General features: G+C 71.6%; 16 protein-coding genes. 9 read left to right on the top strand and 7 right to left on the bottom strand.

The annotated features are described in order from the left end of the window. Positions 1-9 precede the first annotated feature (9 nt). A complete protein-coding gene (gene hemE / locus OHB00_RS38120; RefSeq protein ID WP_406441796.1) occupies positions 10-1,077 on the bottom strand; it encodes a uroporphyrinogen decarboxylase in 1,068 nt (355 codons plus the stop codon). Positions 1,078-1,185: 108 nt separating this feature from the next. On the opposite strand from hemE, the gene OHB00_RS38115 reads away from it, so the two are divergent. The 3 genes from OHB00_RS38115 to OHB00_RS38105 all read left to right on the top strand — a co-directional run bounded on the left by OHB00_RS38115 (position 1,186) and on the right by OHB00_RS38105 (position 4,308). Continuing rightward, complete coding sequence (locus OHB00_RS38115; RefSeq protein ID WP_406441794.1) at positions 1,186-1,872, top strand: DUF3000 domain-containing protein; 687 nt, start codon at positions 1,186-1,188, stop codon at positions 1,870-1,872. A 294-nt stretch (positions 1,873-2,166) separates the two neighbouring features. Next, entirely contained in the window at positions 2,167-2,826 is a 660-nt protein-coding gene (locus tag OHB00_RS38110) for a response regulator transcription factor (protein ID WP_181808392.1), read from the top strand. A 201-nt stretch (positions 2,827-3,027) separates the two neighbouring features. Further along, complete coding sequence (locus tag OHB00_RS38105; protein WP_406441792.1) at positions 3,028-4,308, top strand: HRDC domain-containing protein; 1,281 nt, start codon at positions 3,028-3,030, stop codon at positions 4,306-4,308. 16 nt (positions 4,309-4,324) lie between these two features. Here OHB00_RS38105 and OHB00_RS38100 read toward each other — a convergent pair whose 3' ends face one another. Beyond that, the gene (locus OHB00_RS38100) at positions 4,325-5,035 is read right to left on the bottom strand and encodes a TetR family transcriptional regulator (RefSeq protein ID WP_406441790.1); all 711 of its coding nucleotides are present in this window, start codon (positions 5,033-5,035) and stop codon (positions 4,325-4,327) included. Positions 5,036-5,510: 475 nt separating this feature from the next. On the opposite strand from OHB00_RS38100, the gene OHB00_RS38095 reads away from it, so the two are divergent. Then, complete coding sequence (locus tag OHB00_RS38095) at positions 5,511-6,524, top strand: hypothetical protein (RefSeq protein ID WP_406441788.1); 1,014 nt, start codon at positions 5,511-5,513, stop codon at positions 6,522-6,524. Between the two features lie 235 nt (positions 6,525-6,759). On the opposite strand, the gene OHB00_RS38090 is transcribed toward OHB00_RS38095, so the two are convergent. The 3 genes from OHB00_RS38090 to OHB00_RS38080 are packed head-to-tail and all read right to left on the bottom strand — an operon-like array spanning position 6,760 to position 9,835. Continuing rightward, on the bottom strand, positions 6,760-7,590 hold the full coding sequence (locus OHB00_RS38090; RefSeq protein WP_406441786.1) for a carbohydrate ABC transporter permease: 831 nt from the start codon (positions 7,588-7,590) through the stop codon (positions 6,760-6,762). Then, complete coding sequence (locus OHB00_RS38085; RefSeq protein WP_406441784.1) at positions 7,587-8,522, bottom strand: carbohydrate ABC transporter permease; 936 nt, start codon at positions 8,520-8,522, stop codon at positions 7,587-7,589. The genes OHB00_RS38090 and OHB00_RS38085 overlap by 4 nt, the downstream gene beginning before the upstream one ends. Then, complete coding sequence (locus OHB00_RS38080; protein ID WP_406441782.1) at positions 8,519-9,835, bottom strand: extracellular solute-binding protein; 1,317 nt, start codon at positions 9,833-9,835, stop codon at positions 8,519-8,521. Before OHB00_RS38080 ends, OHB00_RS38085 begins: the two co-directional genes overlap by 4 nt. Positions 9,836-9,990: 155 nt before the next feature. Here OHB00_RS38080 and OHB00_RS38075 point away from each other — a divergent pair, with 155 nt between their 5' ends. The 4 genes from OHB00_RS38075 (at position 9,991) to OHB00_RS38060 (ending at position 16,946) form a co-directional block, all read left to right on the top strand. Then, positions 9,991-12,360 carry a glycoside hydrolase family 2 protein gene (locus OHB00_RS38075; protein ID WP_406441779.1) on the top strand — a complete coding sequence of 790 codons (2,370 nt, stop codon included), beginning with the start codon at positions 9,991-9,993 and terminating at the stop codon, positions 12,358-12,360. Further along, the gene (locus tag OHB00_RS38070; RefSeq protein WP_406441777.1) at positions 12,357-13,367 is read left to right on the top strand and encodes a LacI family DNA-binding transcriptional regulator; all 1,011 of its coding nucleotides are present in this window, start codon (positions 12,357-12,359) and stop codon (positions 13,365-13,367) included. Before OHB00_RS38075 ends, OHB00_RS38070 begins: the two co-directional genes overlap by 4 nt. A gap of 235 nt (positions 13,368-13,602) precedes the next feature. Continuing rightward, the gene (locus OHB00_RS38065) at positions 13,603-14,820 is read left to right on the top strand and encodes an acetyl-CoA C-acyltransferase (protein ID WP_352359847.1); all 1,218 of its coding nucleotides are present in this window, start codon (positions 13,603-13,605) and stop codon (positions 14,818-14,820) included. Beyond that, complete coding sequence (locus tag OHB00_RS38060) at positions 14,817-16,946, top strand: 3-hydroxyacyl-CoA dehydrogenase NAD-binding domain-containing protein (protein WP_406441775.1); 2,130 nt, start codon at positions 14,817-14,819, stop codon at positions 16,944-16,946. Before OHB00_RS38065 ends, OHB00_RS38060 begins: the two co-directional genes overlap by 4 nt. A gap of 67 nt (positions 16,947-17,013) precedes the next feature. Here the strand turns inward: OHB00_RS38060 and OHB00_RS38055 are convergent, their stop codons facing one another. Further along, complete coding sequence (locus OHB00_RS38055; protein ID WP_406441773.1) at positions 17,014-18,030, bottom strand: hypothetical protein; 1,017 nt, start codon at positions 18,028-18,030, stop codon at positions 17,014-17,016. 64 nt (positions 18,031-18,094) lie between these two features. On the opposite strand from OHB00_RS38055, the gene OHB00_RS38050 reads away from it, so the two are divergent. Beyond that, on the top strand, positions 18,095-18,466 hold the full coding sequence (locus tag OHB00_RS38050; protein ID WP_406441771.1) for an NTP pyrophosphohydrolase: 372 nt from the start codon (positions 18,095-18,097) through the stop codon (positions 18,464-18,466). Between the two features lie 40 nt (positions 18,467-18,506). Here the strand turns inward: OHB00_RS38050 and OHB00_RS38045 are convergent, their stop codons facing one another. Further along, positions 18,507-19,955 carry an ArnT family glycosyltransferase gene (locus tag OHB00_RS38045; protein WP_406441769.1) on the bottom strand — a complete coding sequence of 483 codons (1,449 nt, stop codon included), beginning with the start codon at positions 19,953-19,955 and terminating at the stop codon, positions 18,507-18,509. Between the last annotated feature and the right edge of the window lie 48 nt (positions 19,956-20,003).

Raw genomic sequence — 20,003 nt, 5'->3', positions numbered from 1 at the left:
CGGACCGGGTCAGCGCGCGGTCTCGGTGTGCACGAACTCGGCGAGCCGGGTCAGCGCGTCCGGGTCGGTGGACGGCATCACGCCGTGGCCCAGGTTGAAGACATGGCCTTCGAGACCGGCGGCCGCGTCGAGCACCTCGCGCGCCTTGGTCTCCACCGCGTCCTTGCCGGCGAACAGGACGGCCGGGTCGAGGTTGCCCTGGAGCGCCTTGCCGGGGCCGATCCGGCGGGCGGCCTCGTCGAGCGGGACCCGGTAGTCGACGCCGACGACGTCCGCGCCGGCCTCGCTCATGAGCTTCAGCAGTTCACCGGTGCCGACACCGAAGTGGATGCGCGGGACGCCGTATCCGGCGACGGCGTCGAAGACCTTCGCGGACGCGGGCAGCACCGAGCGGCGGTAGTCGGCGGGGGCCAGCGCCCCGGCCCAGGAGTCGAAGAGCTGGACGGCGGAGGCGCCGGCCTCGATCTGCACCTTGAGGAACACGGCCGTGATGTCGGCGAGGCGGTCGAGCAGGTCGGCCCAGAGCTCCGGGTCGCCGTACATCATCGCCTTGGCGTTCTCGTAGGTGCGCGAGGGGCCGCCCTCGATGAGGTAGCTCGCGAGGGTGAACGGGGCGCCGGCGAAGCCGATCAGCGGGGTCGGGCCGAGCTCGGCGGTGAGCAGGCCGACCGCCTCGGTGACGTAGGAGACGTCCTCGGGGGTGAGGTCGCGGAGCCGGGCGAGGTCGGCGCGGGTGCGGATCGGGTGCGCGACGACCGGGCCGACGCCGGGCTTGATGTCGAGGTCGATGCCGATGGCCTTGAGCGGGACGACGATGTCGCTGAAGTAGATCGCCGCGTCCACGCCGTGCCGGCGGACGGGCTGGAGGGTGATCTCGGCGACCAGCTCGGGCCGCGTGCACGACTCCAGCATCGGGACGCCCTCGCGCACCTTGTGGTACTCCGGCAGCGAGCGGCCGGCCTGTCGCATGAACCACACGGGGGTGTGCGGCACGGGCTCACGCCTGCACGCCTTCAGGAAGGCACTGTCGTACGTCGCTGTCGGCTGCTGGCCCGCGGGGCTTCCGTTCGCACTCACGACGGCAAGTCTCGCACGCCCCGGAAGCCGGTATCGCGGCGCCCTTACATGGTCCTTAGGTGGTGTCTCTCCCTGCGCGAAGACGTCGTTCCCCTTACTCTTCCCCGCATGGCTGCGGCTCAGGGACGACTGTCGGACGGCGCTGGCGGGATGGGCGAGGGGAAGGACAACGGGGAGGACGAAGGACATACCGGGAGTACGGCGCCACCGGTACCACCGGCCTTCCGGGCCGCGGTCGACGCGCTGCGCGGTGCCCGGCTGCGGCCGCAGGTCGAGGTGGAGCCGACGCCCGCCCCACAGCGGCTCGCCCCGTTCGCGTACGCCGTGGAGGCGGCCGTGGTCGACGGCGACCAGGATCTCGCCGACGGGCGTCTGGTGCTGCTGCACGACCCGGCCGGGCACGACGCCTGGCACGGCACGTTCCGGCTGGTCACGCTGGTGCGCGCGGAGCTGGAGCCGGAGATGGCGGCCGATCCGCTGCTGCCCGACGTCTGCTGGGCGTGGCTGACCGGCGCTCTCCAGGCGCGCGGCCTGTCGTACGGCGAGCCGAGCGGGACCGTGACGCGCGCCAGTTCGCACTACTTCGGCGGGCTGTCCGCGCGTCCCGCCGCCTCGCAGATCGAGATCCGGGCCTCCTGGACGCCCCGGGAGGGCCGCTCCGGCGCTCCCGACACCGCGGCCCACCTCGCCTCCTGGTGCGACCTGCTGGCGCAGGTGGCGGGCCTGCCGCCGGCCGTCCCCGGCGACGCCTCGGTGGTCACGCTGCCGCAGCGCCGCGACCCGCAGGCGCGCTGAACCCGTTCCTTCGTCGACCGGGGCCCCGTCCACCCGGGCCCCGTCGACTCACCCTCCATTGACCATCTCTTTGTCGATACGGCCACTTTCTGTCTCGTACGGCAACGGCCCGAACCGATTCGATCTTCGGATGATCGATCGCGTGTCCGAATTGCACGTATTGTTACTCACCAGATCGTGATCATTCTCTAAAGGCGGACGGGTTTGGTGCCGAAGACGACTGTGACCTTGAAAGCACGGTTCGTCCCGGCTTCATCCCCACAAGCCGGCCCCGTCCCCCACCCAGGAGGCCTGGTGTCCGTTCTCCTAGAGCAGCCCGCAAGCCTGGTCGCCTACCGCCCGAACAAGCCCACCGCCATGGTGGTCGTGGCCGACCCGCGCGTCCGCTCCACCGTCACCCGCCACCTGTGGGCGCTCGGCGTACGCGATGTCATCGAGGCCTCGTCCATCGCGGAGGCTCGTCCCCGCATCGGCAACCCCCGCGACATCTGCGTCGCAGACGTCCACCTCCCCGACGGCTCCGGCCTGACCCTCCTGTCCGAGACCCGCGCGGCGGGCTGGCCCAACGGCCTGGCCCTGTCCGCCGCCGACGACATCGGCGCCGTGCGCAACGCCCTGGCCGGCGGTGTCAAGGGCTACGTCGTCACCGGCACCCGCACCAACATCGGGCTCCCCACCCGACCCGGTGCCGCCCCCATCGGCGCCGCCGCCCGTATGCACCGCCGCCCCCCGGGTGCCCCGAGCCACCCGGGCGGCTACCGCGAGCTCTCCGGCCGTGAGGTCGAGGTGCTCCGGCTGGTCGCGGAGGGCCAGTCGAACAAGGCGATCGGCGTCTCGATGGGACTGTCCGCCCTCACCGTCAAGAGCCACCTCGCCCGCATCGCCCGCAAGCTGGGCACGGGCGACCGCGCCGGGATGGTCGCCGTCGCCCTGCGCACCGGCATCATCCACTGACCGAACGATCGCCGGTCACCGACCGGTCATGCGTTCACCGATGTGACCGGGCCGTCCGATGGTCCGCCGTCGCGTCGTATCCCGTTGTCCCCCGTTCGTGCACCTGATCTTTCACCGGCCTGACTGGTTTACGACCCTCCGGCGCCCGTCGACGGAACGTTCCGTCGACGGGCGCCGTCCACACACAGATACCCTTGACATGTGACCGACGCCCAAGACACCGCAGCAGACAGTTCACTGCGCACCACCGGGGGCACCCCTCCGGACGACGCCGGATCTTCTGTGACGGAGGCGCCGATCCCCTTGCTGGAGCCCCGCGAGGGCATTCCGCCGGTGGTCGTGGACGAGGCCGCGCTGGCCCGCGTGATCGCCGCCTTCGCCGCCGGCTCCGGCCCCGTCGCCGTCGACGCCGAGCGGGCCTCCGGTTACCGCTACGGCCAGCGCGCCTACCTCGTCCAGCTGCGCCGGGAAGGCGCCGGGACCGCACTGATCGACCCCGTCGCCTGCCCCGACCTGTCCGGCCTCGGCGAGGCGCTCACCGGCGTCGAGTGGGTGCTGCACGCGGCCACCCAGGACCTGCCCTGCCTGCGCGAGATAGGCATGACACCCAGCAGCCTCTTCGACACCGAGCTGGCCGGGCGGCTCGCCGGGTTCCCCCGGGTCGGACTGGGCGCGATGGTCGAGGGCGTCCTCGGCTTCGTGCTGGAGAAGGGCCACTCCGCCGTGGACTGGTCGACCCGGCCGCTGCCCGAGCCCTGGCTGCGGTACGCCGCGCTGGACGTCGAACTGCTCGTGGACCTGCGGGACGCCCTGGAGAAGGAGCTGGACCGGCAGGGGAAGCTGGAGTGGGCGCGGCAGGAGTTCGACGCGATCGCGGCCGCACCGCCGGCCGAGCCGCGAAAGGACCCCTGGCGCCGGACGTCGGGGATGCACAAGGTGCGCCGGCGCCGGCAGCTGGCGGTGGTGCGGGAGCTGTGGCAGACCCGGGACCGGATCGCGCAGAAGCGGGACGTGTCGCCGGGCAAGGTGCTCGGCGACGCGGCGATCGTGGAGGCGGCGCTGGCGCTGCCGGCCAATGCGCACGCCCTCGCGGGCCTGAACGGCTACGGCCACCGGATGGGCCGCCGGCAGCTGGAGCAGTGGCAGGCCGCGGTGGACCGCGCCAAGGCGCTGCCGGACGCCGCGCTGCCGCAGCCCGGGCAGCCGGTGACGGGACCGCCGCCGCCCCGGGCGTGGGCCGACAAGGACCCCGCCGCGGCGGCTCGCCTGTCGGCGGCCCGGGCCGCGGTGTCGGCACTGGCCGAACGGCTCACCATGCCGCAGGAGAACCTGATCGCGCCGGACACCGTGCGCCGGATCTGCTGGGAGCCGCCGAAGGCGGTCGACGCGGAGACCGTGGGGGCGGCGCTGGTGGGATACGGCGCGCGGCCCTGGCAGGTGGAGCAGGTGACACCGGTGCTGGTGGCGGCGCTGTCCGCCTAGGCGGACACCCGCTCGCTCACTCCGGGCCTTCTTCGACCTGGTCGGCCGGTTCGACCTGGTCGGCCGGGCCTTCGAGGAACGCGGTGTAGAGATCCCTGCCCCGGTTCACGGAGAGGTCGAGCTCGGGCAGGAGGTCCGGGACCGCGATCGCGGTCACGAGGTTGCGGTACATGCGCGAGATCCGCGCTTCGACATTTCCCAGGTGCCGGTCGACGGTGTTGGAGATGAGCACCGCTCCGGCCCAGTTCCCCGCGATCTGGTAGGCCTGCTGCTCCGCATCGACGAAGGGTTTCAGCTCTCCGCGTCGCCGCGCCTCGGTGAGCTGCCCGGTATTGAAAACGATCCAGTCCGGCCAGGGAGTTCCATAGGTTTCCGGCGCATTGCTGTGGAACGAAAGTTTCAAGGCGGCCTGAAGGGCGTTCTCGTGGGAGATCCGGTAGGCCAGGATCATCCCGATGTCGACCACTTCCTGGAGCATGAACCGCTGTTCCCGCAGACCGTCCATGGTCAGCGTGTTCTGCATGATGGCCGTCGCCACTTCGATCTTTCCGCCCGGGAAATGCCGATAGAAGGCACCCTTGCTGGTCCGTGCGGCGGTGATGAGGTCACCGACCGAGGTTCCTTCGTAGCTGTCCCTCACGAAAAGCGCGCCGGCGGTGTCGAGAATTCGCTGCCTGGTGTCGATGGCGCGCTGCTGCTGACGTCGCGGCCTGCGCGGGTTGCTCATTCGATCTCGCCTTCGAGGCCCATGTCACGGATTCATGCCCACGCATCGATCAGCCTCCCGATACTACCGCGAAGATCGGACCGGGCGAGGGGCTCGCGCGTAAGGGCCTCTATGGCATGCCGGTACTGACCGGTCTCGCTGTCCGTCACGGAGGACAACGCCGTCAGCCCAGGCTGCTTGACGTCCTCTGGCCCTGGTTCCAGACTGGACGTCGACAGAACAGACCGCTTGGTCCCTTCTGAAGAGACCGTTTGGTCCGAACGAGCCCGCACCGGGACGGGCGAACAGAACGGCCATCGACACCCCGACCGCACCGCCGTCCTCGTCAGCGGTTCCCGCGCCCGCCGGAGGCCTCCGGCCGGCCCCGGCGCGACAGTGCCCTTTCAGACACTTTCGCCGGCGGCGCGACGAGCCGGACCGTGGCTCTGCCTCCACCCTGCCCCCACCCGCCGACCCCGCACAGGAGCCCCGCGCCATGACCAGCGTCCCGTCCTCCGCCGTCGCGGCCGTGCTCCGGGCCGATCCCGCCGCCGGTGCCGCGGCGGTGGTCGCCCCGTACGACGGTAAGGGCGGGTATCCGCAGGCCTTCGCACGGCATGGCTGGCGGACCGTGGCCGTCCTTCCGGAGCGCCGGCTGCGCCCGCCCGCGTACCGGAACGCGCCGCCGCCCGTCGGGTACGGCGACACGGTCGTGCACCGGGGACTGCGGCAGACGGTCAAGGCGCTGCGGGCGCTGGGGGTGTCGGCCGTCGTCGCGGGCGGCGCCGGGGGCATCGAGCTGGCCGAGCGGATCGCCTGGCAGCTCGGTCTTCCGGGCGCCGATCCGGCGTCCTCGGCGCTGCGGTACGACCGCGGTGCCCAGGCGGCCCGGCTGGCCCGGGTGGGGATGCCGGTGCTGCGGGGCGTCCGCACCGCACGGCTGGCCGACGCCGTGGCCTGGGCCCGGTCGTACCCCGCGGCCGGCTACCTGCTCGCCCCGGCGGCCGCCGGAACCCCGGTCGACGCGGTGGAGTGCGCGGACGAACGCCGGATCGGCGCGGCCTGGCCGGCGCTGTGGCAGGCGGCCGCCCAGCACTCCGGGAGCCCGCACCTGGTGCTGACCGAACTGCCCGGTCGCCGCCGGTACACGGTCGACACCGTCACCCGCCCGGGCCCGGACGGACGGCCCGAGCACGTCGTCACCGGCCTGCGGGCGGACGTGACCGCCGGTCCGCGTCCGCCGAGCGGCCCGCCGGCCGCGGCCCTCGCGCGCTACACGGCCCGGGTGCTCGACGCGCTCGGCGTGGTGTGCGGCCCGGCCACCATGCAACTCGCGTACGGCGACGACGGCACGGTGGGCGACGGGCCGCGGCTGGTCTGCGCGCTCGCGGCGCCGGTCATGACGCCGGCCGACGAAGCACCGCGGACGCCGGCCGGCCGCCACCGGCCGGCGTGCGTGCCGGCCCCCCGGACCGCACCCGACAGCCCCTGCCTGTACGGCCGTTCATGACCCGGCGGCCGGCCGCCGCCCGTGCACGCACCCCGTCACCCGAGAGGAACCCCCGTGCCCACATCACCCGCACTCCGGTCCCGCCCCGCCCGCACCCGGCGCCTGCTCACGGGCAACGCCCGCATCCTGGAGTTCGGCGTACCGCGGACCGGTCCTCGTCCGGCAGATCCGGGAACTACTGCCGGCCCTCGACGCCTCCCGGGGCAGGGGCCCGCCGTTGGCCCCATGCCCCGAGTCACCTCGTCGCGCCTCGCATGAAGCCGTTGTAGATGAAGCGCTGCAGGCACAGGAAGACGATCAGCGTCGGCAGGATGACCAGGATCGCGCCCGCCGAGATGATCTCCCAGTGCGCTCCGTAGGGGCCGCGGAAGCGGAAGAGGGACGTCGAGATGACACCGAGGTTCTGGGACGGCATGTAGAGGAACGGGATGTAGAAGTCGTTGTAGACCGCGATCCCCTTCACGATCACCACGGTCGCGATCGCCGGTTTCAGCAGCGGCAGGATGATTCTGAGGTAGATGGTGAACGCGTTCGCGCCGTCCAGGCGGGCCGATTCGTCCAGGGAGACCGGGATCGAGCGGACGAACTGCAGGAAGATGTAGATCGAGACGATGTCCGTGCCCATGTAGAGGGCGATCGGCGCCCACCGGGTGTCGAAGAGGCCGAAGCTGTTGACGATCTGGAAGGTGGCCACCTGGGTGGTCACCCCGGGGACCAGCGCGGCCAGCAGGAAGAGCCCGACGACGAGTCTCCGGAAGGGGAAGGTGAACCGGTCGATCGCGTAGGCCGTCATCGAGCCGATCAGGACCGTCCCGCCGATCGAGAAGACCACGATGAAGAGCGTGTTGCCGAAGGCCCGGAGCATGCCGCCGTCCCGGAAGGCGGTCACGTAGTTGTGGAGGTTCAGCAGGTCGTGGGGCGGCGTCAGCGCCCCGCTGCCGTCCGCCATCTCGCCCGACGACTTCAGCGAGGTCAGCAGGACCACGGAGAGCGGGAGCAGCACCACGAGCGCGGCCGCGACGAGGGAGAGGTAGACCAGCGCGCGGGTCACCCGTCGGCGTGTCATACGAGGTCCACCCTCTCGTCGGGCACCAGCCGCCGTTGCAGCCACGTCACCGCCAGCACGATCAGCAGCAGGACGACCGCCGCCGCCGAGGCGAGCCCCGTCTTGTTGTACTGGAAGGCCAGTTTCACGGTCTGGGTCACGAAGGTCTCCGTGCCGGTCGCACCGCCGGTCATGATGTACGGCACCTCGAAGACCGACAGCGAGCCGGAGACCGAGAGGATCACGGTGAGCGTGACGACCGGCCGGATGCCCGGCGCGATGATGTGGCGGAACTGCTGCCGGCGGTTCGCCCCGTCCAGTTCGGCCGCCTCGTACAGCTCCCCGGGGATGGACTGGATCGCGCCCAGGAAGAGCACGAAGTTCAGGCCCAGGTAGCGCCAGACCGAGACGCCGGCCAGGGAGACGTTCGCCGACACCGGGGTGCCCAGCCAGGCGTGGCCGGTGTGCACGCCGAACAGGGCGAGGACGGAGTCGAGCGTGCCGCCGTCCTGGAAGAAGTAGAGGAAGACGAATCCGATCGCCACCCCGTTGATCAGGGACGGGAAGAACAGCACCCCCTTGAAGAAGTTCCGGAACCGGATGTCGAAGCTGAGGACGGTCGCGAAGTAGAGGGCGAGGACGATCTGGACGGCCGAGGCCGCCAGGTAGTACCCGCTGACCAGGAAGACCTCGAACAGGTCGGGGCGGGTGAAGATCTCCGCGTAGTTGTGGGCGCCGGTGTAGTGGAGTTCGGGGCTGACGCCGTCCCAGTCGGTGAAGCTGTACGCCAGCATGTTCACGATCGGCGCGTAGGTGAAGGTGGCCAGGAGAGCGAGCGGGGCGAGCAGGAAGAGCCACGGGGTGAGGGGCCGCCGGGCCCGGCGGGGCGCGGGCGCGGCGGGTGCCTGGGCGAGTCGCGCGGCCGGGACGTTCTTCGCCGTGGTGTACGTCATGACGTCCCCGCGGTCTTCTCCGCCGCGGTCCACTTGCTGCCGAGGTCGTCCAGGAAGCCGTCCAGGGTGCCGCCGCGGGCGCCCCGGGCGAGGTCGACGAGCTTCTGGCGGTAGTCGGGGGCGTTGATGCCGACCTCGGAGGCGGAGTCGATGAGCTTGACCCGGGCGCCGGCCGTGTCGTCCAGCTCGATCAGCTTCACTCCGGCGTCCGAGTACGGCTTGAGGACGGCGGGCAGGGCCGCGCCCTTCAGCGGGGAGATCGCCAGGTTGTCCCTGTCGTAGCCGGACTTGTCGGTGAACCAGTCGATCCAGGCGCGGGCCGCCGCCTTGTGCGCGGAGTGGATGTTGACGGCCTGGTTGTAGTCGGGGCCGACGACCGCGCAGAACTTCCCGTCGGTCTGGGCCGGGAAGGGCATGAAGCCGATGTCGTCGGGGTTCACGCCGGCCTTCTTCGCCGCGTCCTGGAACTGGACGATCGCCCAGGTGCCGAGCCACTGGGTGGCGATCTTCCCCTTGGCGAGCTGGGCCTTGGAGGCTTCCCAGTTGGTGGTGGTCGGGTCGTTCTCGGCGAGACCGTCGTGGACTATGTCGTACAGCGTTGTGTCGCCCACCCGCAGATCGGATCCCGCCGCCCAGGGATCCCCCTCGGCCAGCTTGGTGGTGGCCTGCGGATCGCAGTGCACCGAGCCGTTCACGAACGTCCACGACGTCAGCGGCCACTGGGCGGCGTAGTTGGTGTAGTAGGGGGTCGCGCCGGTCTTCGCCTTGATCGCCTTGAGGTCGGCGATGAACTCGGCCGGGGTGGTGGGCCAATCGGTCACCCCGGCCTGCTTCCAGACCCGCTTGTTGTAGACGAAGCCCGGCATCACGCCGATCGGGCTCTGCCCGTAGACCTTGCCGTCGACCGTGGTGAAGCCGGTGAAACGGTACTTCTTGGAGAGCTCGGTCTCGGTGCCGAGGGAGGCGAAGAACTTCGGGTAGTCGCTCTTCTTGATGACCCCGGGGATCATCAGGACGTCACCGTAGTTCTTGGTGTTCATCCGGATCTTGACTTCGGTCTCGTAGTTGGTGAGTGCCTGGAACTCGACCTTCACCTTCGGATAGACCTTGTTGAACGCGGCCGCGTACCTCTTCATCGTGCCGTCCTGCACCAGGTCGGTCCGCTGGGTGAGGACCGTGATGGTCCCGGTCACCTTCGAGGGGTCGGTCGGCGCCTTGGCGTCCGCGGCTTTCGTCGAGCCGCCGGTACCGGTGCAGCCGGCGAGGAGCAGCGCGGTTCCGGTGGCCAGGGCGGCGAGCGTTCGGCGGTTCATGTGCATCAGCTCCGTTCAGGGGACGGACGAGCACGTGCGACGGTTGGCTGATTCGGCACTCTGACAGCGCTTTCCTCAACCGGTAAAGTCCCAATCCCGCCAAGGATGCGGACAGTACGCCCAGGCACTGGAGTAAACCGGTTTAGGGAGTGCGCATGCTGGAGGTCACGCCGTTCGGCGAGGGATGGGAACTGGAGCACGCGGGCGGCCGGCTGCCCGCCGCCGTACCGGGATGTGTGCACACCGACCTGCTCGCCGCCGGGGTGATCCCGGACCCCTTCCTCGGGCGGAACGAGACCGGGGTGGCCTGGGTCGGCCGGCGGGAGTGGACGTACACGACCGAGCTGGACGCGGCCTCCGGACACGAGCGGACCGACCTGGTCTTCGACGGTCTCGACACCGCCGCCGAGATCGCCCTGGACGGTCGGCTCCTCGGCCGGACAAGGAACATGCACCGCTCGTACCGCTTCGACGTGACCGGGCTGCGCGGGCGGCTCGCGGTGCGGTTCGCCTCCGCGTACACCGAGGCGGCCGCGGTGCGCGACCGGCTGGGCGAGCGGCCCGCCGCCTACGCCGAGCCGTACCAGTACATCAGGAAGATGGCCTGTTCCTTCGGCTGGGACTGGGGTCCGACGCTGGTGACGGCCGGGATCTGGCGGCCGGTACGACTCGAACACTGGTCGACGGCCCGGCTCGGCCGCGTCCGTCCGGTGGTGACGGTCCAGCAGACCGTGGGAACCGTCGAACTGCACATCGACGTGGAGCGCACCCGGTCCGAGGCCGGCCTGCACGTCGAGGTGCGGGTGGGCGGGCAGACGGCGCGGGCCTCGATCGAGGGCACGAGCGGGGTGGTACGGGTCCAGGTGCCGGACGTACGGCTGTGGTGGCCGCGCGGCTATGGCGAACAGCCACTGTACGACGTCGAGTTGACCCTGTTGCACGGGGACGGGGTGCTCGACTCGTGGCGCCGGCGGGTCGGCTTCCGGACCGTGCGGCTGGACCGGCGGCCCGACGAGCACGGCAGCGGGTTCACCTTGGTGGTGAACGGGGAACGGCTGTTCGCGCGAGGTGTCAACTGGATCCCGGACGACGTGTTCCCGTCCCGGGTGAGGAGGGACCGGTACCGGCAGCGGCTCGGGCGGGCAGCCGAGGCCGGGGTGGACCTCGTGCGGGTCTGGGGCGGCGGGATCTACGAGAGCGAGGACTTCTACGACGCCTGTGACGAGCTGGGGCTGCTGGTCTGGCAGGACTTCCCGTTCGCGTGCGCGGCCTACCCGGAGGAGCAGCCGCTGCGCGGCGAGGTGGCGGCGGAGGCCCGGGAGAACGTCGTACGGCTGATGCCGCATCCCTCGCTGGTGCTGTGGAACGGCAACAACGAGAACCTGTGGGGGTTCCGGGACTGGGGGTGGGAGGAGCGGCTGGCCGGGGAGTCCTGGGGCGAGGGCTACTACCTGGGGCTGTTGCCGCGAGTGGTGGCGGAGCTGGATCCGACCCGGCCGTACACGGCGGGCAGTCCGTGGTCCGGTTCGTGGGAGCGGCACCCCAACGATCCGGCGTACGGCACGCACCACTCCTGGGAGGTGTGGAACCGGGCGGACTACGCCGAGTACCGCTCGCAAGTGCCGCGTTTCGTGGCCGAGTTCGGCTGGCAGGCGCCGCCCGCGTACGCCACGCTGCGGCGGGCGCTGCCGGGTGAGACGCTCACGGCGGACTCCCCCGGCATGCTGCACCACCAGAAGGCGGACGACGGGAACGGGAAGCTGCGGCGCGGCCTGGAACGCCACTTCGCCTTTCCCGAGGGGGACTTCGACCGGTGGCACTACCTGACGCAGGTCAACCAGGCGCGGGCCGTGGCCGCCGGTGTCGAACACTGGCGCGCGCACTGGCCGGTGTGCGCGGGCACGGTCCTCTGGCAGCTCAACGACTGCTGGCCGGTCACCTCCTGGGCCGCGATCGACGGGGACGGGCGGGAGAAGCCGCTCTGGCACGAGTTGCGGCGGCTGTACGCGGACCGGCTGCTGAGCCTGCAAGTGCGGGGGCGGGGGCTGGTGTTGGCCGCCGTGAACCAGGGGGCGGAGGTGTGGAGCGGCGCGGTGACGTTGCGCCGGATGACCGTCGACGGGGTGGTGGTCGGGGGTGCGGAGGTGGCACTGGAGGCCGGGGCGCGGGCGGTCGCGGTGGTCGGCGTACCGGAGGAACTGCGGCCGGACGCGCCGAAGGAGTTCCTGGTCGCCGACGGCGGGGGGCTGCGGGCCCTGTACTTCCCGGCCCCGGACCGCGACATTCCCTACCTGGAGCCGGAGTTCGAGGTGACCGTGGCGCCGGGGACGGTCACGGTCACGGCCCGCACCCTGGTACGGGACCTCCTTCTCCAGGCCGACCGGCTGGATGCGGCCGCGCGGGCCGACCGGGGACTGGTCACGCTGCTTCCCGGGGAACGGGTCACGATCGGGGTGACCGGCTGGAAGACTCCGGACGTGGCCGCCGCCCGGGCCGCCCTGTACTGCGTGGAGCCCTCCCGATGACAGCACCCCGCGTCACCATCAAGGACGTCGCCGCGCGCGCGGGCGTGTCCAAAGGGGCCGTGTCGCTCGCCTTCAACCACAAGCCGGGGCTGGCGGAGGCGACCCGGGACCGGATCTTCGCGGCGGCGCGGGAGCTGGGGTGGGCGCCGAACACCACGGCGCGCTCCCTGGCGGGGGCCCGGGTGGACGTGGTCGGCCTCGCGATCTGCCGCCCCGCCCGGATGCTCGGGCTCGAACCCTTCTACATGGAGTTCATCTCGGGCGTGGAGAGCGTGCTGACCGAGCGCTCCTGCTCACTGCTGCTGCGGCTGGTGCGGAGCGTGGAGGAGGAGGCCGGGCTGCTGGAGTCCTGGTGGCAGGGGCGGCACATCGGCGGGGCGATCCTCGTCGACTTCCGGGCGGACGATCCCCGGGTGGGGGCGGCGCGGCGGCTGGGGCTGCCGGTGGTGGCGGTGGGGCATCCCTCGCTGACGGGCGGGCTGACATCCGTGTGGACGGAGGACGGTGACGCTGTCGCGGAGGCCGTGCGGTATCTGGCGGCGCTGGGACACCGGCGGATCGCCCGGGTGGGGGGTGCGGCCGCGCTGGGGCACACGGAGATGCGGGCGACCGCGTTCGCCGCGGCCGCGTCGGCGTCGGGGCTGGCGGGGGCGGCGCAGGTGACGACCGACTACTCGGGGGAGGCGGGGGCGCGGGCGACCCGGTCGCTGCTGACCGCTGCCGCGGGGGATCGGCCGACGGCGATCATGTACGACAACGACATCATGGCGGTGGCGGGGCTTTCGGTGGCGGCCGAGATGGGGTTGTCGGTGCCGGGGGATGTTTCGTTGCTGGCGTGGGACGACTCGCAGTTGTGCCGGCTGACGCATCCGACGTTGTCGGCGATGAGCCATGACGTGCAGGGGTTCGGGGCGGAGGTGGCGCGGACGTTGTTCGGGGAGGTCGGGTCGCATGCGGTGGCTACTCCGGTACTGACTCCTAGAGGATCCACTGCGCCGCCTCGATGAATCACCGTGGGGGGGTGCGGGGCCGTTGTGGCTGGTCGCCCCCGCGCGGCGGAGCCGCATGTCGACATAGCCCCGCGCCCCTGAAGGGGCGCTCCCGACCGGCGCTTCAGATGTGACCTTCGCCGCTCCCCCCGTCAGGGGTGGGCAGTCACGTTACTCATAAGTAGCATGGTGACTGAGCGCGTGCTCAGCGCATCGCAGCAGTGCCATCCCGCACCCTGGAGGAGAGCCAATCGTGCCTCGTACCGTCAGGGATGTCGTCTTCGTCGACGGCGTCCGCACCCCGTTCGGCAAGGCGGGCCCGAAGGGCATCTACCACGAGACCCGTGCCGACGACCTCGTCGTGAAGGCGATCCGGGAGCTGCTGCGCCGCAACCCCGGACTGGACACCAAGAAGATCGACGAGGTCGCCGTCGCCGCGACCACGCAGATCGGTGACCAGGGCCTGACCATCGGCCGTACCGCGGGCATCCTCGCGGGCCTGCCGACCTCCGTGCCCGGCTACTCCATCGACCGTATGTGCGCCGGCGCCCTGACCGCCGTCACCACGGTCGCCGGTTCCGTCGCCTTCGGCGCGTACGACGTCGCCATCGCCGGCGGTGTCGAGCACATGGGCCGCCACCCGATGGGCGAGGGCGTGGACCCGAACCCGCGGTTCGTCAGCGAGAAGCTGGTGGACGAGTCGGCGCTGTTCATGGGCATGACCGCCGAGAACCTGCACGACCGCTACCCGCAGATCACCAAGCTGCGCGCCGACGAGTACGCGGTGCGTTCGCAGGAGAAGGCCGCCAAGGCGTACGCCAACGGCAAGATCCAGGCCGACCTGGTGCCGATCTCGGTGCGCCGGACGAACCCCGAGGGCGGCGAGACCGGCTGGGGTCTGGTCACCGCGGACGAGCCGATGCGGCCGGGGACGACCCTGGAGAACCTCTCCGGGCTCAAGACGCCGTTCCGGGTGCACGGGAGGGTCACCGCCGGCAACGCGGCCGGTCTGAACGACGGCGCGACCGCCTCGATCATCGCCTCCGAGGACTTCGCCCGCGAGAACAACCTGCCGGTGAAGATGCGGCTCGTGTCGTACGCCTTCGCGGGCGTCGAGCCCGAGGTCATGGGCTACGGCCCGATCCCGGCCACCGAGAAGGCCCTCGCGCAGGCGGGGCTGTCCATCTCCGACATCGGTCTGTTCGAGATCAACGAGGCCTTCGCCGTGCAGGTGCTGGCCTTCCTCGACCACTACGGCATCGCGGACGACGACGAGCGCGTCAACCAGTACGGCGGCGCCATCGCCTTCGGTCACCCGCTGGCCTCCTCGGGCGTGCGTCTGATGACGCAGCTGGCCCGCCAGTTCGAGGAGCAGCCGAACGTCCGCTACGGCCTGACCACCATGTGCGTCGGCTTCGGCATGGGCGCGACGGTCATCTGGGAGAACCCGCACTTCGAGGGGGACAAGTGAGCACCACCGCCGAGCTTCTGAAGCAGGCCTCGGACCTGTTCCCCGACGAGGTCGTGACGTCGGCGCACGTACGCCACTTCGACCTGCCGTCCGGAGCCGGCCGCTTCGCGCTGATCACCCTGGACAACGGCCTGGACCACACCAAGCCGACCACCTTCGGCCCGGCCTCGCTGGCGAACCTCAACACCGCCGTCGACCAGGTGGAGAAGGAGGCCGCCGAGGGCACGATCGTCGGTGTCGGTATCACCGGCAAGCCGTTCATCTTCGCCGTCGGCGCGGACCTCAAGGGTGTCGAGCTCCTCAAGGAGCACGAGCACGCGCTGGCCATCGGCAAGGGCGGCCACGAGGTCTTCAAGCGCCTCGCGGGGCTGGCGGTGCCGACCTTCGCGTACTACAACGGTGCCGCCATGGGCGGTGGCGTCGAGGTCGGTCTGCACTGCACGTACCGGACCGTGTCCAAGGCCATCCCGGCGTTCTCGCTGCCCGAGGTCTTCCTGGGCCTGGTCCCGGGCTGGGGCGGCTGCGCGCTGCTGCCGAACCTGATCGGCGCCGACAAGGCCGTCTCGGTGATCATCGAGAACAGCCTCAACCAGAACAAGCAGCTCAAGGGTCAGCAGGTCTTCGACCTCGGCATCGCCGACGCCCTCTTCGAGGGTGCCGACTTCCTGGAGCAGTCGCTGATCTGGACCGCCCAGGTGCTGAAGGGCGACATCGAGGTCGAGCGTCCCGTGATCGACCGCGGCGAGGCCTGGGACCAGGCCGTCGCGCGTGGCCGCTTCATCGCGGACTCCAAGGTGCACGGCGCCGCCCCGGCCGCCTACCGCGCCCTGGACATCATCGCCACCGCCAAGAACGGCGACCTCCAGCAGGGCTACGACGCCGAGGACCTGGCGCTCGCCGACCTGATCATGGGCGGTGAACTGCGCGCCGGCATCTACGCGTTCAACCTGGTGCAGAAGCGCGGCAAGCGCCCGGCGGGCGCGCCCGACAAGAACCTGGCGCGTCCGGTCACCAAGGTGGGCGTCGTGGGCGCCGGTCTCATGGCCTCCCAGCTCGCCCTGCTCTTCCTGCGCCGCCTGGAGGTGCCGGTCGTGCTGACCGACATCGACCAGGAGCGCGTCGACAAGGGCGTGGGCTATGTCCACGCGGAGATCGAGAAGCTGCTCGGCAAGGGCCGTATCAACCAGGACAAGGCCAACCGCCTCAAGGCCCTGGTCACCGGTGTGCTGGACAAGGCCGAGGGCTTCTCCGACGCGGACTTCATCATCGAGGCCGTGTTCGAGGAGATCGGTGTCAAGCAGCAGGTGTTCGCGGAGGTCGAGGCGGTCGCCCCGGCGCACGCGATCCTCGCCACCAACACCTCCTCCCTCTCGGTGACCGAGATGGCGTCGAAGCTCCAGCACCCCGAGCGGGTCGTGGGCTTCCACTTCTTCAACCCGGTCGCGGTCCTCCCGCTGCTGGAGATCGTGCGCGGCGAGCAGACCGACGACGCCTCGCTGGCCACGGCGTTCGCCGTCGCCAAGAAGCTGAAGAAGACCGCGGTGCTGGTCAAGGACGCCCCGGCGTTCGTCGTGAACCGCATCCTCACCCGCTTCATGGGCGAGATCCAGAACGTCATCGACGAGGGCACCCCGGTCGAGGTCGCGGAGAAGGCGGTCGAGCCGCTGGGTCTGCCGATGTCGCCGCTCGTCCTCCTTGAGCTGGTCGGTCCGGCCATCGGTCTGCACGTCTCGGAGACCCTCAACCGGGCCTTCCCGGACCGCTTCACGGTCTCCCCGAACCTCGCGGCCGTCGTCAAGGCGGGCAAGCGCGGCTTCTACGTGTACGACAGCGGGAAGCCGGAGCTGGACCCCGAGGTCGCCGCGCTGCTCAAGCAGGGCGACTCCGTCCTCAGCGAGGAGCAGGTCCGCGACCGTGTCCTGGACGCCGTCGCCCAGGAGATCGGGCTCATGCTCGACGAGGGTGTCGTCGCCGAGGCCCAGGACGTCGACCTCTGCCTGATCACGGGCGCCGGCTGGCCCTTCCACCTGGGCGGCATCACGCCGTACCTGGACCGCGAGGGCGTCTCGGAGCGTGTGAACGGCAAGAAGTTCCTGGCCCCGGGCGTGGCATCGGTCCCCGCGTAACGGCCACAGCAGAGTGAAGGGGCCCTCCGCACCACGCGGAGGGCCCCTTTTCCCCTGTGTACAGAGGTCAGAACGCGCGCCAGGCCTCAAGTGCCAGACCCGGCTCGTCCTTGCGGCGGGTGAGCAGGAACTCGCCGGTGGACGGCGACAGGCTCGCCGCGGTCACCCGGCCCTCCTCGTCCGTGGTCAGGGCGACCTGGGCGTCGGCGGGGAGTTGCGGCCCCGACTCGGTCCACCAGGCGCCCGCCCGCTCGTCCTGGGTCGGATACGCGGCGAAGGCCACCCGGCCGCTCGCCGAGCGCTGGGCGAGCAGGGTGCAGTCGTACCCGTCGAGTTCGCAGCGGACCGCGGCGACCGGGCCGGGCCCGGCGGAGGACAGCAGGGTGTGCGGCTTGCCGCCCGGACGCCAGGCGCAGAGGTCGCCGGACTCGTCGGCGTAGTAGAGGGTGGTGCTGTCGGCCGAGGTGGCGAGGGCGGTGAGGGTGCCCGGCCGGACCGGGGTCTCCAGCGCCTCAAGCAGCACGGGCGGCTTACCGGGCTCCTCCTGGCGCCAGTACACGATCCCGCCGGGCACGGCCGCGTACACCTCGACACGCCCCGACTCGCCGGTCACCGCCGCGAGGCCGTCCTCGACCAGCCGCCCCTTCAGGTCCCGCCACGGCTCCCAGCCGCCCTTCTCCTTCTGGGCGACCATGCTCAGCCCGCGCCCCCGGTTGCGGACGAAGACATGGGCGCGGCCCGCCGCGTCCACGGCGACGGCGGGTGTGCCGGTGGCGTCGCTCTTCTTGCTCGGGTGGCCGATCGACTGCCAGTCCAGGGCGGCCAGATGGGGACGGTAGTGCGTGGAGTGGACGAGACCCGACTCACCCTTCACGGTGGGCCGCCAGGCGACCAGGTGCGCGTATCCGTCGGCTCCCCGCCCCACTGCGAAGCCGGGATGCAGCCGCTGGTCGCCGCCAACTTTCCGGGGTGCGCCCCAGGGGCTGCCGGGGCCGCGCTCGGCGCGGCACAGCACGGCGTCGCCCGACGGCAGATAGACACTGAGCCGGCCGTCACGGCCGCGGAGGAGCCAGTCGCCGTTCACCGCTTCACTCTAAGCGGGGCCGTTCGCAGCAGTGGAGCGGCCCCGGGCATGCGAGGCTTGGGGTATGGAGGACGAAGCTTCCCTGCTGGTGATCGTCGACGGCGCGAACGTCGTCGGAGCGCGGCCGGACGGCTGGTGGCGGGACCGCAAGGGGGCCGCCGAGCGGCTCCGCGACCGGCTCGCCGAGCGGGGGCTGCCCGGCCGCCCGACGCCGGTGGAGCTGGTGCTCGTCGTCGAGGGCGCGGCCCGCGGGGTGGCGTCGGTGCCCGGGGTGCGGGTGGAGTCGGCACCCGGCAGCGGCGACGACCGGATCGTGGAGCTGGCCGCCGAGGCACCCGGCCGGCCCCGGCTCGTCGTCACCGCCGACCGTGAACTGCGCAGCAGGGTGACCGAGTTGGGCGCCGAGGTGATCGGGCCCAGCGCCCTGCTGCACTGAGCCGGGCGCCCCGCTGGAGCTGCCGTGCGGCGCCGTCGGCCTAGTTCCCCGGCACCCTGACATAGAGCACCGCCCCGTCCACCTCGCCCGCCTGCTCGTAGCCTGCCGTGAGCAGCCGCCGCAGGCTCGGGACGCGGTCGGGCCCGTACGGCTTGCCGCGGGAGTCGTCGATCACCAGGGCCGGCGCCCGCTCGGCCATTTCCGCGCGGAAGACCGGCCAGGTGCCGGCGACGGCGTACTTCTCGCCGACCTGCGGGCCGTCCCGGCCGCCGCTGAAGTTGGTGAGGAGGCCGGCGGTGAGGTAGCGGGTGGCCGGGGCGCGGTCGGCGAGCCAGTACGTCTCCGGGTGTATCCCCCAGACCAGGACCCGGTCGCCGGGTGCGGTACGGCGGTCGAGGGTGAGCGCCAGCCGCTGTGCGTGCGCCAGTTCGGGCCGGGGGGCCAGGACGCCCCAGGTCAGGAAGAGGACGCAGGCACAGGCCGAGGCGAGCACGGCGGCCGGGGCCCGTTCCCGCGGCAGGACCTGCAGCGCGGCCGTGGCCAACAGTGCCAGCGGTGGGGTGAGTTGCAGGAAGTAGTGGCCGAAGAAGTGGAAGCCGAGGGTGACGGCCACCGCCGACGCCGCCAGCCACAGCCACAGGTCGCCTGCGCCGGTGCGGGCGATGCGCAGGGCCCGCACGATGGGCGGGAGCAGACCGGCCGAGGCCACGGCGAGGATCGCGGTGTTGGTCAGCGCCCGTGCCAGGACATGGAGTTCGGAGCCGGTGAAGGAGGCGTAGGCGCCGGAGCCGGTGACCGTCCAGAAGGCGAAACCGGCCGGGTCGGTGGCCAGGGCGGCGCCGAGCACGGGCAGGGCGGCGCCGCCCGCCAGCCTGAGCAGGCCCGCGCGCGGGCCGCCGTACCGGTTCAGGAGACAGAGCACCGGCAGCAGGACCGCTCCGCCGGTCTGCTTGGTGAGGAAGGCGCAGGCGACGGCCGCCCCGGCCGCGCCCCAGCGGCGGCGGTCGGCGCACCACATCGCGGCGGCCGTGCAGGGCAGCATGAACACCTCGAAGGTGGCCGCCTGCGCGTCCTCGGGGTTGAGCCCGACCGAGACCAGCAGGTACAGCGCCCCGGCGGTGCGGCCCGCGCGGTCGCCCCAGCGGCGCCGGGCGATCGACGCGAGCAGGACGGCGGTGGCGAGCTGGGCCAGTACGGCAAGGACCCGGACCGGGGTGAGCGACCCGGACCCGAAGACCGCGAACGTCCCCTCGTACAGCCACGGCAGCAGTGGCGGCTTGCGGTCCACGACCGTCTCGTACAGCTGCCCGCCGCGCGCCAGCAGGCGTGCCTGTACGGCGAGGTAGCCCTCGTCCGGGTTCCACAGCGGCCTGCGGAAGGACGGCACCCGGGTGACGCAGGCCAGGGCGGCGAGCAGCGGCAGCAGCCGCGCCCAGTACCCCTTCCCTGCGACTACGGACCGTGGTGGGGCGAGGGGCGCGAGAAGCATGGGGAGCACGCTATCCGGCCCCGCAGTCCCACCCGGACGGGACATACG

Source organism: Streptomyces sp. NBC_00631 (assembly GCF_045206895.1).
In the GTDB taxonomy this organism is placed as follows: Bacteria; Actinomycetota; Actinomycetes; order Streptomycetales; family Streptomycetaceae; genus Streptomyces.
This window is presented reverse-complemented; position numbering and strand designations above follow the sequence as displayed.